The 20447-nt window shown below is 38.7% G+C and carries 19 protein-coding genes; 5 read left to right on the top strand and 14 right to left on the bottom strand.

Annotation, left to right across the window (positions count from 1 at the left end; genetic code table 11):
• Nucleotides 1-118: 118 nt before the first annotated feature.
• The 3 genes from P375_RS12175 to P375_RS06710 all read right to left on the bottom strand — a co-directional run bounded on the left by P375_RS12175 (nucleotide 119) and on the right by P375_RS06710 (nucleotide 3462).
• On the bottom strand, nucleotides 119-211 hold the full coding sequence (locus P375_RS12175) for a methionine/alanine import family NSS transporter small subunit (protein ID WP_039088854.1): 93 nt from the start codon (nucleotides 209-211) through the stop codon (nucleotides 119-121).
• On the bottom strand, nucleotides 208-1722 hold the full coding sequence (locus P375_RS06705) for a sodium-dependent transporter (RefSeq protein ID WP_039135698.1): 1515 nt from the start codon (nucleotides 1720-1722) through the stop codon (nucleotides 208-210). The genes P375_RS12175 and P375_RS06705 overlap by 4 nt, the downstream gene beginning before the upstream one ends.
• Nucleotides 1723-2037: 315 nt before the next feature.
• Complete coding sequence (locus P375_RS06710; protein WP_039135700.1) at nucleotides 2038-3462, bottom strand: sucrose-specific PTS transporter subunit IIBC; 1425 nt, start codon at nucleotides 3460-3462, stop codon at nucleotides 2038-2040.
• A 207-nt stretch (nucleotides 3463-3669) separates the two neighbouring features.
• On the opposite strand from P375_RS06710, the gene P375_RS06715 reads away from it, so the two are divergent.
• Genes P375_RS06715 through P375_RS06725 form a run of 3 tightly spaced genes read left to right on the top strand, consistent with a single transcriptional unit; the run spans nucleotide 3670 to nucleotide 7083 of the window.
• Complete coding sequence (locus tag P375_RS06715; RefSeq protein ID WP_039135701.1) at nucleotides 3670-4587, top strand: aminoimidazole riboside kinase; 918 nt, start codon at nucleotides 3670-3672, stop codon at nucleotides 4585-4587.
• Between the two features lie 21 nt (nucleotides 4588-4608).
• Entirely contained in the window at nucleotides 4609-6057 is a 1449-nt protein-coding gene (locus P375_RS06720) for a glycoside hydrolase family 32 protein (RefSeq protein ID WP_039135703.1), read from the top strand.
• 12 nt (nucleotides 6058-6069) lie between these two features.
• Nucleotides 6070-7083: a LacI family DNA-binding transcriptional regulator gene (locus P375_RS06725; protein WP_039135704.1), complete on the top strand. Its 1014-nt coding sequence runs from the start codon at nucleotides 6070-6072 to the stop codon at nucleotides 7081-7083.
• Between the two features lie 42 nt (nucleotides 7084-7125).
• Here the strand turns inward: P375_RS06725 and mnmA are convergent, their stop codons facing one another.
• From mnmA to P375_RS06775, 10 genes are all read right to left on the bottom strand, one after another.
• The gene (gene mnmA, locus P375_RS06730) at nucleotides 7126-8280 is read right to left on the bottom strand and encodes a tRNA 2-thiouridine(34) synthase MnmA (protein ID WP_039135706.1); all 1155 of its coding nucleotides are present in this window, start codon (nucleotides 8278-8280) and stop codon (nucleotides 7126-7128) included.
• A 355-nt stretch (nucleotides 8281-8635) separates the two neighbouring features.
• Nucleotides 8636-8863, bottom strand: a complete 228-nt coding sequence (gene nqrM, locus P375_RS06735) for a (Na+)-NQR maturation NqrM (protein WP_013745912.1) — start codon at nucleotides 8861-8863, stop codon at nucleotides 8636-8638.
• The gene (locus tag P375_RS06740) at nucleotides 8863-9924 is read right to left on the bottom strand and encodes an FAD:protein FMN transferase (protein ID WP_052121814.1); all 1062 of its coding nucleotides are present in this window, start codon (nucleotides 9922-9924) and stop codon (nucleotides 8863-8865) included. The genes nqrM and P375_RS06740 overlap by 1 nt, the downstream gene beginning before the upstream one ends.
• Nucleotides 9925-10008: 84 nt before the next feature.
• On the bottom strand, nucleotides 10009-11232 hold the full coding sequence (gene nqrF, locus P375_RS06745; protein ID WP_035688947.1) for an NADH:ubiquinone reductase (Na(+)-transporting) subunit F: 1224 nt from the start codon (nucleotides 11230-11232) through the stop codon (nucleotides 10009-10011).
• Nucleotides 11233-11246: 14 nt separating this feature from the next.
• Entirely contained in the window at nucleotides 11247-11843 is a 597-nt protein-coding gene (gene nqrE / locus P375_RS06750) for an NADH:ubiquinone reductase (Na(+)-transporting) subunit E (protein WP_017805503.1), read from the bottom strand.
• A 3-nt stretch (nucleotides 11844-11846) separates the two neighbouring features.
• On the bottom strand, nucleotides 11847-12470 hold the full coding sequence (locus P375_RS06755) for an NADH:ubiquinone reductase (Na(+)-transporting) subunit D (RefSeq protein WP_017805504.1): 624 nt from the start codon (nucleotides 12468-12470) through the stop codon (nucleotides 11847-11849).
• A complete protein-coding gene (locus P375_RS06760) occupies nucleotides 12470-13246 on the bottom strand; it encodes a Na(+)-translocating NADH-quinone reductase subunit C (RefSeq protein ID WP_017805505.1) in 777 nt (258 codons plus the stop codon). The genes P375_RS06755 and P375_RS06760 overlap by 1 nt, the downstream gene beginning before the upstream one ends.
• Nucleotides 13239-14477 carry an NADH:ubiquinone reductase (Na(+)-transporting) subunit B gene (locus tag P375_RS06765; protein ID WP_039086715.1) on the bottom strand — a complete coding sequence of 413 codons (1239 nt, stop codon included), beginning with the start codon at nucleotides 14475-14477 and terminating at the stop codon, nucleotides 13239-13241. Before P375_RS06765 ends, P375_RS06760 begins: the two co-directional genes overlap by 8 nt.
• Nucleotides 14478-14479: 2 nt before the next feature.
• Nucleotides 14480-15820, bottom strand: a complete 1341-nt coding sequence (locus P375_RS06770) for a Na(+)-translocating NADH-quinone reductase subunit A (protein ID WP_039135708.1) — start codon at nucleotides 15818-15820, stop codon at nucleotides 14480-14482.
• Between the two features lie 452 nt (nucleotides 15821-16272).
• Nucleotides 16273-16581, bottom strand: coding sequence for a BolA family protein (locus P375_RS06775; protein ID WP_039135709.1), 309 nt, complete (start codon nucleotides 16579-16581; stop codon nucleotides 16273-16275).
• Nucleotides 16582-16765: 184 nt separating this feature from the next.
• Here P375_RS06775 and P375_RS06780 point away from each other — a divergent pair, with 184 nt between their 5' ends.
• Nucleotides 16766-17359 (top strand): YajG family lipoprotein, encoded by a 594-nt coding sequence (locus tag P375_RS06780; RefSeq protein WP_039135710.1) that lies wholly within the window; start codon nucleotides 16766-16768, stop codon nucleotides 17357-17359.
• 58 nt (nucleotides 17360-17417) lie between these two features.
• Here P375_RS06780 and P375_RS06785 read toward each other — a convergent pair whose 3' ends face one another.
• Nucleotides 17418-18065 carry a bifunctional 4-hydroxy-2-oxoglutarate aldolase/2-dehydro-3-deoxy-phosphogluconate aldolase gene (locus tag P375_RS06785; protein ID WP_039135712.1) on the bottom strand — a complete coding sequence of 216 codons (648 nt, stop codon included), beginning with the start codon at nucleotides 18063-18065 and terminating at the stop codon, nucleotides 17418-17420.
• Between the two features lie 224 nt (nucleotides 18066-18289).
• Between P375_RS06785 and P375_RS06790 the strand changes: the two genes are divergently transcribed.
• On the top strand, nucleotides 18290-20437 hold the full coding sequence (locus tag P375_RS06790; protein WP_039135714.1) for a TonB-dependent siderophore receptor: 2148 nt from the start codon (nucleotides 18290-18292) through the stop codon (nucleotides 20435-20437).
• Nucleotides 20438-20447 lie beyond the last annotated feature (10 nt).

Here is a 20447-nt window from a genome sequence, read left to right on the forward strand (position 1 = left end):
TATTTTTTAATTGATGTTTTTTACAACAGTTTATCTATTCCATACTTTAGAAACAAAAGCCATATCTCCAACGAAAAACATTGAATTATATGGCTTAAACTTTTTTATTTTCAATTAGTTATTCTTTAGGTAATCGTTTAATGGAAATTAATAAACCACCCCAGATGATCACAAGCGAGATAATCATCATAATGATTGCTGTCGTACTCATTCTGTGTCCTCCTCAAATTTTTCTTCATTTTTCCAAGGTAAATGTGTTAATAGGAAGGCGACTACCACCAATCCGAATGCCATTCCCCAACCGAATATATCTACAAACCAGTTTGGATAACCTTCATAACCTTCGCGGAACACTTTTGCACCTTCAGTAAATAGCATAAACGCTAAAATACCTGTTGTAACAACGATACACAAACGCCAAATAAAGCCAACTTTGAAAGAAGAGGTTTTGTTAAGATGGTTTCCTAACAATCCTAATTTTTCATTGGACACAATAATAACCAATGAACAAAACGCTACCGCAACAATACCGAAGTAGTTAACAAACTTATCCATCACATCCAACATTGGTAACCCTGTTGTTGTACCGAATAAAGAAACAGAAAGAACCATCATCGGAATACCTACAATGAAGGTTGAAACAACACGTCCAAGTTTTAATTTATCTTGCACTGACGCAATAATCACTTCAATAACTGAGATAAAAGAAGTCAATGCGGCAAAAGTAAGTGAACCAAAAAATAGCACACCTAGTATTGAACCAAATGGTGCATTATTAATAATCGTTGGGAACGCAAAAAATGCTAAACCAATTCCGCCTTTTGCTACTTCGTGCACTTGTTGTCCACTTGCTACAGCCATAAAACCTAAAGCTGCAAAAACACCAATTCCAGCCAATAATTCGAAACTACTATTTGCAAAGCCAACCACCAATCCAGAACTGGTTAAATCTGAATCTTTCTTCAAATAGGAAGAATAAGTAATCATAATGCCGAAACAGATAGATAAAGAAAAGAAAATTTGTCCGTAAGCTGCAATCCAGACACTCGGATCGGATAATTTATCCCAATTAGGAGTAAATAACGCATCCAAACCTTTACTAGCTCCCGGCAAGAAAAGCGCTGAAATAACCAAAATTACAAACATTACCACCAAAAGTGGCATTAAAATACTGGATGATTTAGCTATACCTTTTTGCACACCCAATGCTAACACGGCTAACGCCACCAACCATACCGCAATTAAAGGACCAACAACCATACCAACAAATTCAAAACTGACGCCTTGTGTAATATCGCCCATTTTAAGGAACTCACCAATAAAGAAATCTATCGGCTTATCCCCCCAAGCACCATTTATAGAAAAATAGGTATAACACGCTGCCCAACCAAGTACTACCGCATAATAGATTCCAATGATGACATTAACTAATACCTGCCACCAACCAAAAATCTCAAAGTTCTTATGCAAACGTCTAAACGCTAATGGCGCAGAACCACGGTGTCTATGTCCGATGGCATAATCCAAAAAAAGTAAAGGAATCCCTGCCGTTAACAATGCGATAATATAAGGTACAATAAATGCACCACCCCCATTTTCATAAGCGGTATAAGGAAAACGCCAAATATTCCCCAATCCTACTGCCGAACCAATAGCCGCTAAAATAAACGCTTTACGCCCCGAGAAAGTTTCTCTTGTTGTTTTTGCTGTATTACTACTCATTCCGCCCTCCTAAAGGACTTATCTTTATTTTGTTATAGGAAACCTTAATATAATCGAATAGTTATATTAGTCAACGCTATTTATTTGATAATAAAAGTAAAATCTTAAATATGATTTAAATTTATCTAGTAGAAAACACTAAAATAAAGTGGTAATTTTAGTGAAATAAACTACAAGTAGTTTCAATTAAGAACATATCACTATTTAAACCTGCTCTTTTTAGTGAAAAAAACTAACATAAAGTTAATTTTTTTTATAAAAAAGATCAAGATAATTGTATTACCTTGATCTTTAACAACGCTAAAATCAGTAATTTTATTTTGCTTTACGTTGTGCTCTTAAGCCTAATAATAATGTTAGTGAGAAAGTGATCACAAATGAAATCAACATACCAATACAATATACAGCGATACTATCTGGTTTAATTGAAATAATGCCGGGTAAACCAGCTGCACCTAATGCCTGCGCTTTCGCATTAAACAAAGCGATAAACGCACTGGAAACGCCGGAACCCACCATTGCCGCGATAAATGGGTAACGATATTTGAGGTTCACCCCAAACATTGCCGGTTCAGTAATCCCTAATAAAGCACTGATCCCGGATGGTAGTGCAATTCCCTTCACTTTTGCATCTTTAATTAAGAACATCACCCCTAAACAGGCAGCTCCTTGCGCTACATTTGACATTGCTGCGATAGGAAAAATAAAAGTGCCACCGGTATGAGCCATATCCGCCAATAATTGGGTTTCAATTGCGATAAAAGTTTGATGCATACCGGTGATCACAATTGGCGCATAGAAAGCACCAAAAATAGCACCACCAATAAAACCAGTTGTGTCATATAACCAAGTTAAGCCATCTCCAATTAAAAAGCCAAGTTTATGTGTAATTGGTCCGACAAAAGTAAAGGTTAAAATGCCGGTAATAAACAAGGCTAATAGCGGTGTTAATAAATTATCCAATACGGATGGAATAATTTTACGGAAACCATTTTCCAATCTAGCCAAAATCCACGTTGCCGCCAACACCGGTAATACTGAGCCTTGGTATCCCACTTTTTCGATATGGAAACCGAAAATATCCCAATACGGAATATCACCTGAAAGACTCGCCGCGCTAAAGCCCCAGCCATTTAATAGATCCGGATGAACCATCAACATTCCCAATGCCGCACCTAAAAACGGATTACCACCAAATTTTCTGCTAGCCGAAAATGCCAATAAAATTGGCAAATAGACAAACGGTGCATTGGCAAAGGTATTAATCATTGCCGCAAGATCCGCCAAATTCGGATAAGCATCAATTAAGGATTTATCATCAATAAATAAACCTTGTGCGGTAAAAACGTTCGCTAACCCCATTAGCAAACCGCCAGCCACAATAGCCGGAATAATTGGCACAAAAATATCCGCCAATCCTTTTACTAAACGCTGCAACAACCCCTGTTTTTCAGCACTTAAATTAGCGACATCACTTTTTGTCATATCGCCTAATCCTAAAATTTCTGTCATTGCGGCATGAACTTTGTTCACCGTACCCGCACCAAAAATAATTTGGTATTGGCCTGCTACGGCAAATTGACCTTTCACACCTTCAATTTGTTCAATGCCTTCCTTATCCGCCTTACTTTCGTCATTAAGTACTAAACGTAAACGAGTAGAGCAATGTGCAACACCACTGATATTCTCTTTTCCGCCCAACTTCTCAATGAGCTCTTTTGCAATTTTTGGAAAATCCATAGGTTTTCTCTCCGGGTAGATTGGTTAAGTAATCAACAGCACGCATTATAGCTAAAACGTTTTAGTAAAATCTATTTTATTCATAAACTAGTTTTCATTTTTGTGATCCAGTTAACACTTTTTAATAGAAATCAACAAATATAATTGCTCAACTAAAACGGTTTAGCTACAATTTTACTGTTCAAAAAACAACAGAGGATTTTACCTATGAATACAGTATGGGTTTTAGGCGATGCCGTTGTCGATTTATTACCGGATGGAGAACAACATTATTTACGCTGTCCAGGTGGTGCGCCAGCAAATGTTGCCGTTGCCATTGCACGTTTAGGTGGTAACAGTGCTTTTATTGGCAGAGTTGGAAATGATCCTTTAGGTCTATTTCTGAAAACTACTTTACAGCAAGAACAAGTAAATACTGATTTTATGCATCTCGATGATAATCATCGCACTTCAACCGTGATTGTTGATCTCGACGAAACCGGTGAAAGAACCTTTACTTTTATGGTCAATCCAAGTGCGGATCAATTCTTACAACAATCAGATCTTCCACATTTCTCTGCCGGTGAATGGCTACATTTCTGTTCCATAGCTTTAATCAACCAACCATCACGCCACACCACACAACAAGCAGCACAGCAAATTAAACAAGCCGGTGGATTTGTTTCTTTTGATCCAAATCTTCGCCCTAGTTTATGGCCTTCACAACAACAAATGATTGATGAAGTGAACAAAATGATTGCTATCGCCGATGTCATTAAATTTTCAGAAGAAGAAATTTGTCTACTAAGCGGTGAGCCTGATCTGGGCTTGGCTATCCGTAAAACCCGTCAACAGTATCCAGATAAATTAATTTTAGTTACTCTCGGAGCAAAGGGTGCATACTATTTTTATCAAGCTATTGAAGGAAAAGTTGCTGGAAATAAAGTAAAAGTGATCGACACCACTGGAGCCGGTGATGCTTTTGTCGGTGGTATGTTGCAGGCATTAGCTCGACATCAGCACTGGCAACAACAAAATATTTTTGTCCAGGCGATTCAACAAGCAAATCTTTGCGGTGGATTAGCCACTACCGCCAAAGGTGCAATGTCTGCATTGCCAACAAAAACACAGCTTCAATCACAATAACTTTCTATCATTCGGGGGAAGATGATGATTTTTAATCAAGGCAAATATCGCAATCTATATGCAGCTAAAGAAAATGAATTAACAACATTAGCATCACAAGTACAATGTGATCATCACCATCGTCCACAATATCATCTTGCACCTCCGACCGGTTTATTAAATGATCCGAACGGATTGGTTTTTGACGGTGAAAATTATCATATTTTTTACCAATGGTATCCGTTCGGTGCGCTGCACGGAATGAAACATTGGCAACATTATCGCAGTAAAGATTTTATCCATTTTCAACAGGCAGAGTTGCTTATTCCGGATCAACTATTTGAATCACACGGCTGTTACTCCGGCGGCGCGATTCTCTATCAAGATCAAATTGTCGCTTTTTATACCGGAAACACACGCCGTCAATCGGATAATCAACGTATTCCATTTCAAAATATCGCTATTTTTACTAAACAGGGTAAATTACTCGAAAAACGTGTTTTACTGCACGAACCACCAGTTGGTTATACTGAACATTGCCGCGATCCGAAACCGTTCCTTACTGATGAAGGCAAAATTCGTTTTATTTTAGGCGCGCAACGCCAAGATCTTTCCGGCACAGCATTATTATTTGAAATGGATAATCTGAATGACACGCCAAAATTATTAGGCGAATTAGCTCTTCATCCCTTTGATAATAAAAATATTTTTATGTGGGAATGTCCTGATCTTTCTAAATTAAAAGATAAAGATCTCTTTATTTGGTCACCGCAAGGAAAGCAGCAGGAACAAGCCCAATTTCAAAATAATTATCACGCTACTTATGCCCTTGGCAAATTACAACATCTTGATTTTCAAGTAGAAATATTTTCCGAGCTGGATCAAGGATTTGATTTTTATGCGCCACAAACTTTTTCCGGCTTAAATGATGACAGTAAAATCCTATTCGCTTGGTGCGGTTTACCTGATTTACAGTATCCTACCGATCAATATCAATGGCATTCAATGCTAACTTTGCCTCGTCAACTTTGGCTACAAAACAACCAAATCTATCAACGTCCTGTGAAACAGGTTTATCAACAGATCGGCACAATACATCATCATCAACAAGGAAAGATTGAAATTCCTTATCTGTCACAAAGTTACTTAACACTTGAAATCAACAACCAATCATTTGACTTACAATTATTCAAAAACGAACTGAATCAATATCTTGAAATCAGTTATCACAACGGAATTTTCTGTTTAAACAGAGAACATAGTGAACAATCTGAATCTATGCGGAAATGGGGTACAAAACGTTATTGTCGAATTAAAAATCTACAAAAGATTGAAATTTTTATTGATCATTCTATTATTGAAATCTTTTTAAATGATGGCGAAAAAGCAATGACTTCCCGTTTCTTTATTGAAAAGAAACAGCCTCTATTATGGATATCGCCTTTAATCAAAATAGCAAGTGCCAAAGTTTCGCCAATTTACTTCGATTAAGGATTGAGGTTAATGAATATCAACAATAAACGGCTTACTCTCGCAGATATTGCAGAATTAAGTGGTGTTTCAAAAACTACCGTCAGTATGGTGCTTAATGGACACGGAAATAACTTTAGGATTAAGCCAGAAACGCAAGCAAAAATTTTAGAAATTGCTAAAAAACATCACTATAAGGCCAATAGTGTAGCAAAGGCGTTACAGGCACAGCGTAGTAACACTATCGGTTTAGTCATTCCTGATTTTTCTAATTTAGGTTTTGCCACAACAACAAAAACCCTAGAAAAGTTGTGTCGTGATAATGGATTACAACTGATCATCGCCTGTACCGATGAGGACGCTAAACAGGAATTAATTGCTATTGAGCGTTTATTGGATCGTCAAATTGATCTTTTAATTACAACACCGATTAAATCGGATGCGCATTATTATCGCCAGCTCAATATTAATGTTCCGGTCATTCAACTCGACCGTTTTACACAAAACAGCCTCACGCCTTATATTGTGACGGATGATGAAAGTGCTGTTATTGAACTTATTGATACTTTATGCCGACAATATCATTTAAATGAGATCTATTATCTAGGCGGTCAAGCTGAATTACGTCCTAGTACAGCACGTCTTTACGGCTTTAAACAAGGATTGCAACGTGCGAATTTACAGTTAAATCCGGATTGGATTATGCAAACTTCCTACTATGCTGATAGCGCCTACTTTGCTTTTGATCAACTGTATCAACGCTTAGGGCGTTTACCACAAGCATTATTTACTGGTTCATACGCATTATTAGAAGGGGTTCTTCGATGGCTAAATGAAAAACAGTTATTACATCATCTGTCTGATGGAACAATGCACCTTTCCACTTTTGATGATTATGAGTTGCTGAATTGTCTACCGTTCAAAATCAATTCTATTCAACAAAATCACCAAAAAATTGCTCATCAGCTTTTTGCAATGGTACAAAGTTTATTAAAACAAGAACCGGTAAAAAATCAGATCATTCCAGCAACCATTATTTGGCGATAAAACTAAAGGGTTCATCACGAACCCTTTACGAAACTCATTACTTTAGGCTAGTCGCTGTTCAATAATACCACCACCTAAACAAACCTCATCCAAATAGAAAACTGCCGATTGTCCGGGGGTTACCGCAATTTGTGGTTCATCAAAACGTACTTCAATCAAATCATCATTTAATGGAATAATTTGACAAGGCACATCCTGCTGGCGATAACGTGTTTTCACTGTACAACGCAAAGGTTGTTTTAAAGGCTTACGATCAACCCAATGTAATTGTCCGGCGATTAACCCTCTAGAGAATAGGCGCGGATGGTTATGACCTTGCGCCACAATCAACTCATTATGTTGCAAATCTTTATCTACCACATACCAAGCCTCGTCGCCGGCATTTTTCAATCCGCCGATACGCAAACCTTTACGCTGTCCAAGCGTGTGATACATTAACCCCTCGTGACGACCTATAACTTCACCATCTACCGTACGAATATCCCCTGGCTGTGCCGGTAAATAACGAGCTAAGAAGTCTTTGAATTTACGTTCTCCGATAAAACAAATACCGGTAGAATCTTTTTTCTTAGCAGTAACCAAACCTAAATCTTCTGCAATTTGACGCACTACTGGCTTTTCTAATTCGCCTACTGGAAATAAACTTTGTCCAACCTGTTTATGGCTCAATGTGTAAAGAAAGTAACTTTGATCTTTATTATCATCCAAACCGCGTAATAACTGCGCACTCTCATCATCGCCACGACGACGCACATAATGCCCTGTGGCAATATAATCCGCACCTAAATCCTCTGCGGCATATTCCAAAAAGGCTTTAAACTTGATTTCTTTGTTGCACAAAATATCCGGATTCGGCGTTCTTCCCACTTTGTATTCTTGCAAAAAATGTTCAAATACATTGTCCCAATATTCCGCAGCAAAATTAATTTTATGTAGTTTTATACCTAATTTATCACATACTGCTTGTGCATCAGCTAAATCTGCCGCCGCCGTACAATAATCTGTATCATCATCTTCTTCCCAATTTTTCATAAACAAGCCGTCCACTTGGTAGCCTTGTTGCTGAAGAATATAGGCGGAAACGGATGAATCTACACCTCCTGACATTCCGACAATCACTTTTTTCTGTTGGTTTTCTGCAAATTGTTGTGGTGATATTGTCATTAGATCAGTAAATGTTTTTGAAATTAATGCCATTATTTTTCCTTTGTTTTATGCTTACAACTATAAATATGCTATGAAATCCGCTTATCTTAAGAACTCTCAAACAAAATAGCAAACAATCACAAACATTGTCGTTATCTTTGTGTTAACGTGCAAATTTATAATTGATTTATTAAAATTATTCCCAAAACAATACAAACCACACCTATAAAAATAGATAATTCCGAGAATTAATCTATTTTGTATTGATGTTTGGAACGAAACAATTAAAAAAGGATATGCATACCGAATTATACATATCCATTAAGGCATAATGGAAAGCAATATTCTTTCCTTAATGTTATCGATTCACAGAACAACGCTTAATAGCATTACCTTATGAATTAAATTATAAAATGCGACCGGCTTCTTGCAGTTTTGCTTGACGTTCTGCTTCTTTTGCCATTCTGGCTTTACGTGCGTCACAAGGTTCTGGACAATCGCATACCTTTTCTAAGCCGAGTGAAGAGATACCGCCGCAGCTGCCGCTGATAGTTTTACGTTTAATGATATAACCGATTGCCATTGCAAAAATTACAACTACAAAAAAACCGAATGTAATCAAAAATAATTTCATTACTTCTCTCCTTCTTTATTATCGTACAACAATTTTGCAAATGCTGATGACATTTTAACCTCAAATCCTTTTTCTGTTTTAACAATCAGATAAATTGCAAGATTATCTTTTTCAGCCAGTTGCAATGCCTTTTCTGCACCAAGAACATATAGACCGGTTGCATAGCCGTCAGCAATCATACAGCTTGGATCAACTACAGTGATTGAAGCTAAATTATGTTGTAACGGATAACCAGTTTTAGGATCGATTTCGTGAGAAAAACGTTTTCCATTTTCCTCAAAATAATTACGATAATCACCGGATGTCGCCATAGATAAATTGCTTAATCCAACAATCTGTTCTACCGCACGAGAGCCATCAAATTCAGGTTTTTCAATAGCAATTTGCCACGCCTGGCCTTTTTCATTCACCCCTTTAGTATGAATTTCACCACCAATTTCAACTAAATAATCGCTGACACCGATACTTTCCAAATAAGAAGCAACTTTATCAACGCCAAACCCTTTTGCAATTGAGGATAAATCAACATAAAGTTCCGGTATTTTTTTAATGAGTACCGGTTTTCCATCTATTTCAGAAACAGATAATTTATCGATACCTATCCACGCCTTACGTTTTTCAATTTCTTCCGATGCTGGTTCTTTATCCAATCGTTTTTCCGGCCCGAAGCCCCATAAATTAACTAATGGTCCAACCGTAACATCCAATGCACCTTCCGTTTTCTGATGTAACTGAATCGCCGCCTGCACTACTTCAGCAAAATCCTTAGACACCTCAAAAGGTTTATTTATCTCTTTACTGCGATTAAAACGACTAAGTTCAGAATCTTTCTGATAAGTTGACATCTGATTATTGACCTCCTTAAGCAGTTGGTCAATTTGCTGATGGATCATTTCCGGTCCGGTATTTATGCCCTTATCTAAATACTTAATATGATAAGTGGTCCCCATTGTTTTACCGCTTAAGGTAACAATTTCAGGATCTTTTTGGCAGGCGGTTAGGCTACTCACCAAGAGTAAGGCGATGGCCCAGCTGTAAACCGTTTTGACTTTTCTTAACATAAATCTATCGCTAATTTTCTGTGGCTAAAAATGGCTAAAGCGGTCAGAAATCTGACCGCTCTTTTTCTTTATTTAACAGCGTCATCAACCGCCAAAGTCATCTAATAAGATGTTTTCGTCTTCAACACCTAAGTCTTTGAGCATTTTGATTACCGCTGCGTTCATCACTGGAGGCCCACACATATAGTATTCACAGTCTTCTGGTGCTTCGTGATTTTTCAGATAGTTTTCATAAAGCACATTGTGGATAAAGCCGGTGTAGCCGTCCCAATTATCTTCTGGCAATGGATCAGAAAGTGCCACGTACCATTTGAAGTTGTCGTTCTCTGCTTGGAGGGTGTCAAAATCTTCCACATAGAACATTTCACGTTTTGAACGTGCCCCATACCAGAATGACATTTTACGTTTTGATTTCAAACGTTTTAATTGGTCGAAGATATGTGAACGCATTGGTGCCATACCTGCACCCCCACCGATAAATACCATTTCTGCATCAGTATCTTTCGCGAAGAATTCACCGAATGGACCAGAAATGGTTACTTTATCACCCGGTTTTAATGACCAAATATAAGAGGACATTTGACCCGGTGGTGCATCTGGGTTGCTTGGTGGTGGCGTTGCGATACGCACGTTAAGCATAATGATGCCTTTCTCTTCTGGGTATGAAGCCATTGAGTAAGCACGCACGATAGGCTCGTCCACTTTTGACACATAACGCCATAGATTATATTTATCCCAGTCTTCGTGGTATTCTTGTGGAATATCGAAGTCTTTGTAATAAACCGTATGTGGCTCAGCTTCAATTTGGATATAGCCACCCGCACGGAATGGCACTTCTTCCCCTTCAGGAATTTGAAGTTTGAGTTCTTTAATGAAGGTGGCTTTGTTGTCGTTAGAAATAACGGTACATTCCCATTTTTTCACGCCAAACACTTCTTCAGGCAATTCGATTTGCATATTGTTTTTTACGTTTACCTGACAAGCAAGACGATAACCTTCTTTGGCTTCACGTTTTGAAATGTGAGAAAGTTCGGTTGGCAGAATATCACCGCCACCTTCAGTTACTTTCACCACACATTGACCACAAGAGCCACCGCCGCCACAAGCAGAAGAAACGAAAATACCTTTACTCGCTAATGCACCGAGTAATTTTCCGCCTGCTGGCAAATGAATGGCTTTGCTTGGGTCGTGATTGATTTCAATAGTAATGTCCCCTGAATTAACGAGCTTTGATTTAGCAAATAAAATGATTACCGCTAAAGCAAGCACTAGCACAGTGAACATTGCAATACCTAAAATAATTTCCATTTAGTATCCCCTTCTTATAACTGAATACCTGAAAATGACATAAAGCCAAGTGCCATTAGCCCTACAGTGATAAAGGTGATGCCTAAACCGCGTAAGCCTGCTGGAATATCAGCATATTTCATTTTTTCAGTTAAACCTGCAAGTGCCACGATAGCAAGCATCCAACCTGTTCCTGCACCGATACCATAAACCACCGACTCGGCAAAGTTGTATTCGCGTTGTACCATAAAAGATACGCCACCGAAAATCGCACAGTTTACCGTAATGAGTGGGAGGAAGATCCCGAGTGCGTTGTAAAGGGCTGGGAAGAATTTATCTAGCACCATTTCAAGGATTTGCACCAATGCCGCAATCACCCCGATGAAGATGATGAAACGAAGGAAACTTAAATCAATACCTTCCACCAATGCCCCATCTTTTAAAATATGGGTATAAACGAGTTGGTTAGCTGGCACGGCAATGCCTAATACTACGATTACCGCAATCCCTAAACCAAAGGCGGTTGAAACTTTCTTTGAAACCGCAAGGAATGTACACATACCAAGGAAGAAAGAAAGTGCCATATTTTCAATAAAAATGGACTTAACAAACAGACTTAAATAATGTTCCATTGCTTATTTCTCCACCTGTTCTGGTTTCCAAGTTCTCAAGCCCCAAATGAGGAAGCCGATAATAAAGAATGCACTTGGTGCTAAAAGGAATAAACCGTTTGCTTGATACCAACCGCCATCTTGGATGGTTTGGAACACGGTCATACCGAAAATTTTGCCTGAACCAATTAATTCACGCAAAAAGGCAACGATAATTAAGATTGCACCGTAGCCGATACCATTACCTAAACCATCAACAAAACTTGCCAATGGTGGCTCTTTCATTGCAAAAGCTTCTGCACGACCCATTACAATACAGTTGGTAATGATCAATCCAACGAATACGGAAAGTTGTTTAGATAACTCATAAGCATAGGCTTGCAACACTTGATCCACAAGGGTTACTAATGATGCAATGATCGCCATTTGCACAATGATACGGATACTATTTGGAATGTAGTTACGGATACAAGAAATAAAGAAACTTGAACACGCCGTTACTAAACTCACCGCAATCGCCATTACAACAGCGGTTTCTAATTTCGTTGTTACCGCTAAGGCTGAACAAATACCCAAAATTTGCAACGCAATCGGGTTGTTGCTCACCACAGGAGATAACAATAATTTTTTCATATTTGCATTAGCCATTAGTTAGCCTCCGCTCTAAGTTTATCTAAATACGGCCCAAAACCATTACGTCCAAACCAGTAATCGAAAGAACCTTGAACGCCTTTCGTGGTTAATGTCGCACCAGAAAGCCCATCAATACCATGTTCTTTGTCTGCTGACGCACCTTTACCAATTTTAATGGCCACTTGATCTTGTGCATTAAAGAGTTTTTTACCCACAAAATGTCTTTGCCAGTTTGGGTTAGCAATTTCGCCTCCCAACCCTGCAGTTTCACCTTGCTCATAGTAAGTGATTCCTTTAATGGTATTCGCATCAGGTGCAACAGACACAAAACCATACATTACCGACCATAACCCTGTACCATAAATTGGCAACACAATTTGCGAGGTTTTACCCTGTGCATCTTTCACTAAATAAACCTCAGCATATTTTGCCCGCACTTTAATTCCCGCTTTATCGTCTGCAGGGTTAATTGCGATGCTTTCCGCAGGGTCTTTCGCTGCCACGCGTGCATTGAAATTAGTGATGTTATTTACATAATCACCGGTTGCGAGATCCACAATTTTCGGCTCAATGTTTTTCGCATAAAGGTCTTTAATTTCTGCTCCTTTTGCTTTTGCAGGTAATAAGCCCGCTACACTGAGGATATTTTTTTGTTTATCTAATAATTTTTGCTCATTTTGCGTCGGTTTTAATCCAACCGCAGCGGTTGCGACAATAATTGAGCAAACTAAGCTGACTAAAACAACAACAAGGATTGTTCCGCCAACACTATCTTTATTAAACTTAGCCATTGCGCGCTCTCCGACGTTTGATATTTGCTTGAACAACCAGATAGTCAAAAATTGGGGCAAATAAGTTAGCTAATAAAATGGCTAACATCATACCTTCAGGATAAGCAGGATTTACCACACGAATAAGTACTGCCATCGCACCAATTAATGCACCATACCACCATTTTCCTTTATTTGTGAATGAAGCGGATACTGGGTCTGTTGCCATAAACAACATACCTAACGCAAAGCCACCCAATACTAAATGCCAATGCCAAGGCATTGAGAAAAGTGGGTTAGTTTCTGAACCGATCACATTAAATAAAGTAGAGGTCGCGATCATACCGAGCATCACGCCCGCGATAATACGCCAAGAAGCAATGCGTGCGAACACAATCACCGCTGCACCAATCAACAACGCAAGGGTAGAAACTTCCCCGATTGAACCTGGGATATTTCCTAAGAATGCGTCCATCCATTGAATTGGCTGACCTGTGGTAACTTGCTTTAATGCACCTTGACCGCCCGTTGCCCATTGTGAAAGTGCGGTCGCACCAGAGAAGCCATCAGCGGCAATCCATACAGAATCCCCTGAGATTTGTGCGGGATAGGCAAAGAATAAAAACGCACGCCCTGCTAAGGCTGGGTTCATAAAGTTTTTACCCACGCCACCAAACACTTCTTTGGCAACTACAACCCCGAATGTCGTCGCTAACGCCGCTTGCCATAATGGCAAGGTTGGCGGAACGATAAGAGCTAATAAAATAGAGGTTACGAAGAAACCTTCGTTGATTTCGTGTTTACGCACTGTGGCAAATAACACTTCCCAGAAACCGCCCACAAGGAATACGGTTAAATAAATTGGCAGGAAGAAAATCGCACCTAATGCCATTTTTGCTAGCACGCCCGCATCGGGTGAAACTAAACCTAACGCGTTTGCTAAGGCAAAATGCCAGTTTGAATCCACGTTATGGGCTAAGTTTTGTGCAAAATCACCCACGCTTAATGCAAGAATAGATTGTGATCCCACATTAAACATTCCGTAGAACATTGCTGGGAATAAGGCTAACCACACCAACACCATCATACGTTTAGAATCCAACGCATCACGGACGTGAGAAGCCTTCGCTGTTACTGTACCCGGTGTATATAAAAAGGTTGCCGTTGCTTCATAAAGGGCATACCACTTTTCATATTTCCCACCCGGTAAAAAAGCAGGTTCCATTTTCTCTAAAAGATGTTTTAAACCCATTTTTAACCTTCCTTCTCGATCTTATCTAAGGCTGCACGCAGCATTGGACCGTAGTCATTTTTACCCGGACACACGAATGTACAAAGTGCGAGATCTTCTTCATCTAACTCTAAGCAACCTAATGCTTGTGCACTGTCTGTATCGCCTGCACTTAAATCACGCAACAACAAAGTTGGGATAATGTCTAATGGCATTACACGCTCATAAGCACCGATTGGCACCATCGCACGGTGTCCACCATTAAGTGCGGTGGTAAAATTGAATAATTTGTGTCCGAAATGACCTAACACAGTACGGGTGATAGAGTATTTGTTCGCCCCTGGTGCAATCCAGCCCAAGAACTCTTTCTCACGCCCTTCTTCAATCACGGAAACCTGCAACGCATAACGCCCTAAATAATCTACCGCACCTTCCGCTTTATGACCGCTTAACACTGAGCCTGAAATAATACGGTTTTCACCCTCTTTCAATTCACCTTGCGTTAATTGACTTAAATTCGCCCCTAGTTGTGTACGAATTAAACGCGGATTTTTCACCTGAGGGCCAGCCAATGAGATCACACGGCTATTATAAAGTTCACCCGTGGTAAATAAGCGACCAAATGCGATCACATCTTGGTAATTTAGATACCACACAGTTTTCGTTGCACTCACAGGATCGATAAAGTGAATATGTGTACCGCTCAAGCCCGCTGGGTGTGGACCGCCGAAATCGTGAATGGATAAATTCGGTAAATCCACCGTTGGGATATTGCTGTCGCCCGCTTTACATAAATGCAATTTGCCTTCGTGTAAACGGCTTAATACGGTTAAACCATTGGTGAAATCTTCCCAATGGGCTTTTAGCACCACTTCAGGATCAGCGGCTAATGGATTGGTATCCATTGCATTAACAAAAATTGAAGATGGCACAGCATCAACCGCTGGCACTTTACTGAATGGACGGGCGCGAAGTGCTGTCCAAAGCCCTGAAGCTTGTAGGTTTTTACGAACTTGCTCGGAAGTTAAACTTTTAAGCTCATCGGCGGAATATTTGTTAAAGGTAACCTGATCATCACCTTCGATTTGAATCACTACTGATTGCAACACACGCTTAGCTCCGCGATTAATCGCAGTTACAGTACCACTTGCAGGGGCAGTGAATAATACGCCCGGGTTCTTTTTATCTTCAAAAAGCACCTGACCTTTTTTCACCACATCACCTTCACGCACCTTCATTGAAGGACGCATTCCCACATACTCTTCGCCAAGCAAGGCAACTTCAGTAACGGCATTACCGTTATGGATTACTTGTTCTGGCTTCCCAGCGATAGGAAGATCCAAGCCTTTTTTAATCGTAATCATATTGTTTGCACTACTTTTTCGTTGGGTTAAACACAACAATTACCGTAATAGAGTAGGCATTACGGTAATCTCTCGTTTGAGTAGTTTCAAGCGAATTATTATTCTTTAAGCGATATAAGTTCAGTCAAAACTTCTATAAAAACAAATAGATAATTTTCTCCAACACACCAAGATACATAATTACACTATCCACTTAATTTTAAAACTCAAATCTGTATACTCCTTGTTCAGGTTATAAATCATAACCAAAACAATGATTTAAATAATTAGTCATACTATTGAATTAGGAGTGAACAAGGATATTTAAAACGGCTTATTGTAACCAAAAGCCCCCCTTTAATTCCAGTAAATGACCGCTTATTTTAAAAAAAATGTGAAAATTTTGATATATTTCAATAAAAAATAACCGACTTTTTATTTATAAATCAAATAAATACCACTTTATAAGTATATTACTCACCAACACCCATACAATTTGGTGAATTTGGCACTTGTTGTAAAGATTTCCATTCATCCGGATCATACAAATGCAACACTAAAGCATGCACACCTTCCGCCAACTGCTGTGCCAATAGCTGATAAACCAAACGATGACGCATTACCGCCCGCATTGCTTGAAAACGCTCACTGACAATAATTAATTTAAAGTGTGATTCATCCCCCTTCCCAGAACTATGCATATGGCTTTCATTAATAATTTCAAAATGAAGAGGGGATAATTCTTGTTGCAATAAAACTGTCATCTGTTGCTGTTTGTTCATAAAAACTCCTAAACGTAATGATCTTCTGCAAATTGTGGAAAACTTTTCGCTAAAATATGATTATTCTTTTTGCTGTAAGAGGATAATTTACTTTGACTATTGATGATTCTTGTATGAATATACACTATTTTATAGCGATGTTTTCAACTTCACAAACTGATAACTAATGAAATAGGACTTTATTATGTATAAATCTTTACGATGTTTCGCTTCCGCCTGTGTTATGGTTGCAAGTTTTCTACTTGCCGCTTGCCAAACACCACAAAACACTATCACTTTTACACCGCCAGCAGCAGTTGGACCATTTAATGCTCAAAACCAAAATAGTAGCGTAAGCGTTACTTCTCGTGATCTTCGTGGCAACCAAACTGTTTCTCAATATACTTATGATGGTCAACTTTATCCGATCTTTGCCCAGCCAAGCATTGCTGAAGTATTCCAACAAGCATTACAACAAGATCTGAACAGCAAAGGTTTCCGTATTCTGCCGAATAACGCCCCAGCTGTAGTAACAGTTAATGTGAAACAATTCTATGCTAATGTAAACCAAGGCAATCTTCGTTATAAAATTGACGCTTCCGTACAGCTAACTATTCAAGTACAAAGCGCAAAAGGCGAATATAGCAAAAATATTGAAACTCACCGTTCTCAAGAAGGGGCTTTCGGTGCCAAAACACCTGAAATCCAAAAAGTGTTAAATCAGGCATTCACCGATGCGATTAATGGCATTTATCAAGATCAAGATGTTTCCAACGCCATTATTCGCCTGACTCACTAATAAAAAATTCCCTTATTCCATCTGGGATAAGGGAATCTCTCCAATTCAAAACAATCTGTTAGCTTCTTAAACTTGTAACTAATTCAACTGCCTCTTTGGTTAATTGAGTGACTTTAGCCCAATCACCGGCTGCAACTGCATCATTAGGAATCATCCAAGAACCACCGACTGTTTTAACACAATTCACTGCCACATAACTTGCCACATTTTTTGGTGATACCCCACCGGTCGGACAGAAACTTAATTGTGGTAATGCTGCTGAAATCGCTTTTAAGGCTGCCGCACCACCATTAATTTCCGCCGGGAAAAATTTAACATAAGTATACCCTAACTCTAACGCTTGCATCATTTCTGATGGCGTTGCCGTACCCGGAATTAGTGGTACTTCACGTTCAGCTGCGTGTTTTAATAGTGCTGGTGTTGCGCCCGGAGAAATCACAAATTTTGCGCCTGCCGCCACCGCCTGATCATATTGTTCAGCCGATAATACAGTTCCTGCACCAACCAATGCATCTGGAACTTCTTTACTCAATAATTTGATTGCGTCCAATGCAACCGCACTGCGTAATGTAATTTCAAAAACGTTAATACCACCTGCCTGCAATGCTTTTGCCATCGGTAATGCATCTTCCAGTTTCTTAATCACCATTACTGGAATAACAGGAGAAGCACTGAAAACATCTTTCGGATCTAAATTCCAATTCATTGTAAATTCCTTTTGTTGTGAAAAATAAAAAAGCGTTTCAAAATTAACACAAGGCAACAAAAATTTATACTAGAAAACCACTTTTTTTGAATTCAGGTCAAAAAATTACAATATAAAATAAACAGAAATTATTCTCATTAATATTGAGTTGTATTTTTCTTTTCGTTATACTCCGCCTCCAATTTATTTATCCTATTTATTATCACCAATTTAAAAAATTTTTTATGCAAAAAAAGACAATTTTCTTTTATTTTTTAATATGTTTATCTTCACCCCATATTGTTATTGCAGATTCAGACTTTTCTGATAACACATTAGAACAGGTCGAGGTCATAACGGAATTGGAGCGTTATAAAGCGACAAATAAACTTAAATCGGATGTTAATCTCAGTTTACTTGGACAACAAACTGCATTTGCTACACCTATTTCAGTCATCAATTATAATCAACAGGCAATTGAACAAACTGAAGCTCGTAATATTGTTGATGCTATTGCAAAAATGGATACTTCAGTGATGAACTTTGGCGGTGAAACCAACACACTGAGTGGAATTTATGTTAGAGGTTTACAACTTGATGCTCGTCAATTCAGCGTAAATGGGTTAACCGGTTTATACTCTAGCTACAACTCTCCTCTTTCCGCCGTTGCTTCCGCACAATTAATTAAAGGTGCATCAACTGCCACTGTAGGTATGGATCCAGAAGGTTCATCCGGTGCTTCAGTCAATATTCAAACAAAACGAGCGACTGATACGCCGATTAATATATTAGGTATGGCGTGGTATAGTAAAGATCGCACACAGCCTTATTTTGATTTTGGTCGTCGCTTCGGCAACAATAAACAATGGGGTATAAGAATTAGTGGTTTATACCGTGACGGCGATACAGCACGAAAACATTTTAATGAACGAAATAGTGAGATCGCCATAGGTGCAGATTATCGTGGTGATAAATTACGAACTGCTATTGATTATATGTATAACAAAAGAGCGACTAAAGGCGGGCGTGCACGTATACAGGATATTCAAGATCTTGATTTTGCATTAGCCCCTGCTCCGGACGGAGAAATTAATCTAATTCCTCATTGGTCTGGTCAAACAACGGAAGATCAAACCATAATGGCGACATTCGAATATGACCTACCATATCATACGATGCTTTCAGGTGGTATCGGGCATATGTCATCAAAATATTACGGTGCATTCGGACAAATCAGAATGGCGACTCCGCAAACTTATAATATCCAATCAATGAGGGCAATGAGTTATAAAATTAATACAACTAGCACCAATTTAAAATTACATGGTGATTTTAACACTCATATAATCAGCCATAATTGGAATATCGCTTGGGATAGTGTTATCCGGACTCGGGATTTCAAACAAAGTCCAGTGATTGACTACAAAAAAGATAAAACATTCAGAAATATTAATCTTTATAATCCTGTGTTCCCAAATTCACCAACATATAAAGCTTTAGCTCAATCTACGAATGAAAAAGTTCAAGCACACAGCATCGCTTTTGCTGATACATTAGGTTTTTTTGAGGATGAACTACGTTTAACAGTAGGCGGACGATACCAATGGATCAAACAAACCGACTATCAAAGCGACACTAAAGCAGACAATCACCGCTTTAGTCCGATGTTAACACTTGCCTACCAACCTACTTCCAACTTAATTTGGTATGCTAATTACTTGGAAGATCTTGAACCTGGTGCAGTTGATGAAGATGGAGTAATGTCCAAACCACTAGTCAGTAAACAGATTGAATTAGGTGTACGTAAAAATTGGGGGGAACAATACACTACCACACTCAGTATTTATCAACTCTCTCGGCCGGGAACAATTACTAGTAAAGCAGCTAATAACTATCAGCGTAAAGCTGGAGAACAACAAGGAAAAGAACGTAATCGCGGCATTGAATTTAATCTTTATACCAATTTGTTGAATGGTTACTTACGCTCCAATTTAGGTATCAGTTATAACAAAGGTGAATTGCTCGATTATGCCAACTGGGCAGGACAGATTATTGATGGAACTCAAGTTGCCAGCCCACGCATTATTGCTAAAGCCGGTATTGAATGGGATACACCATTTATTCAGGGTTTAACTCTTAATAGTGCGCTCCAATATTACAGCTCATCTTACCAAGATTACGCCAAAAAATATAAATTCCCATCCTATGCTACTGTTGATATAGGTGCTAAATATGCTTTCAAACTTCAACAGCAACAATTTATCCTTAAATTAGGTATTGAAAATCTATTCAACAAACATTATTGGCAAGTTCAACGTGGTCGGTATGATCGAAGCTTCGCCGTGCTTGGTATGCCGAGAACATATTGGGCAAACATTGAGCTTTCTTTCTAACTTATACTTA

Source organism: Gallibacterium genomosp. 2, from assembly GCF_000771895.1.
In the GTDB taxonomy this organism is placed as follows: Bacteria; Pseudomonadota; Gammaproteobacteria; order Enterobacterales; family Pasteurellaceae; genus Gallibacterium.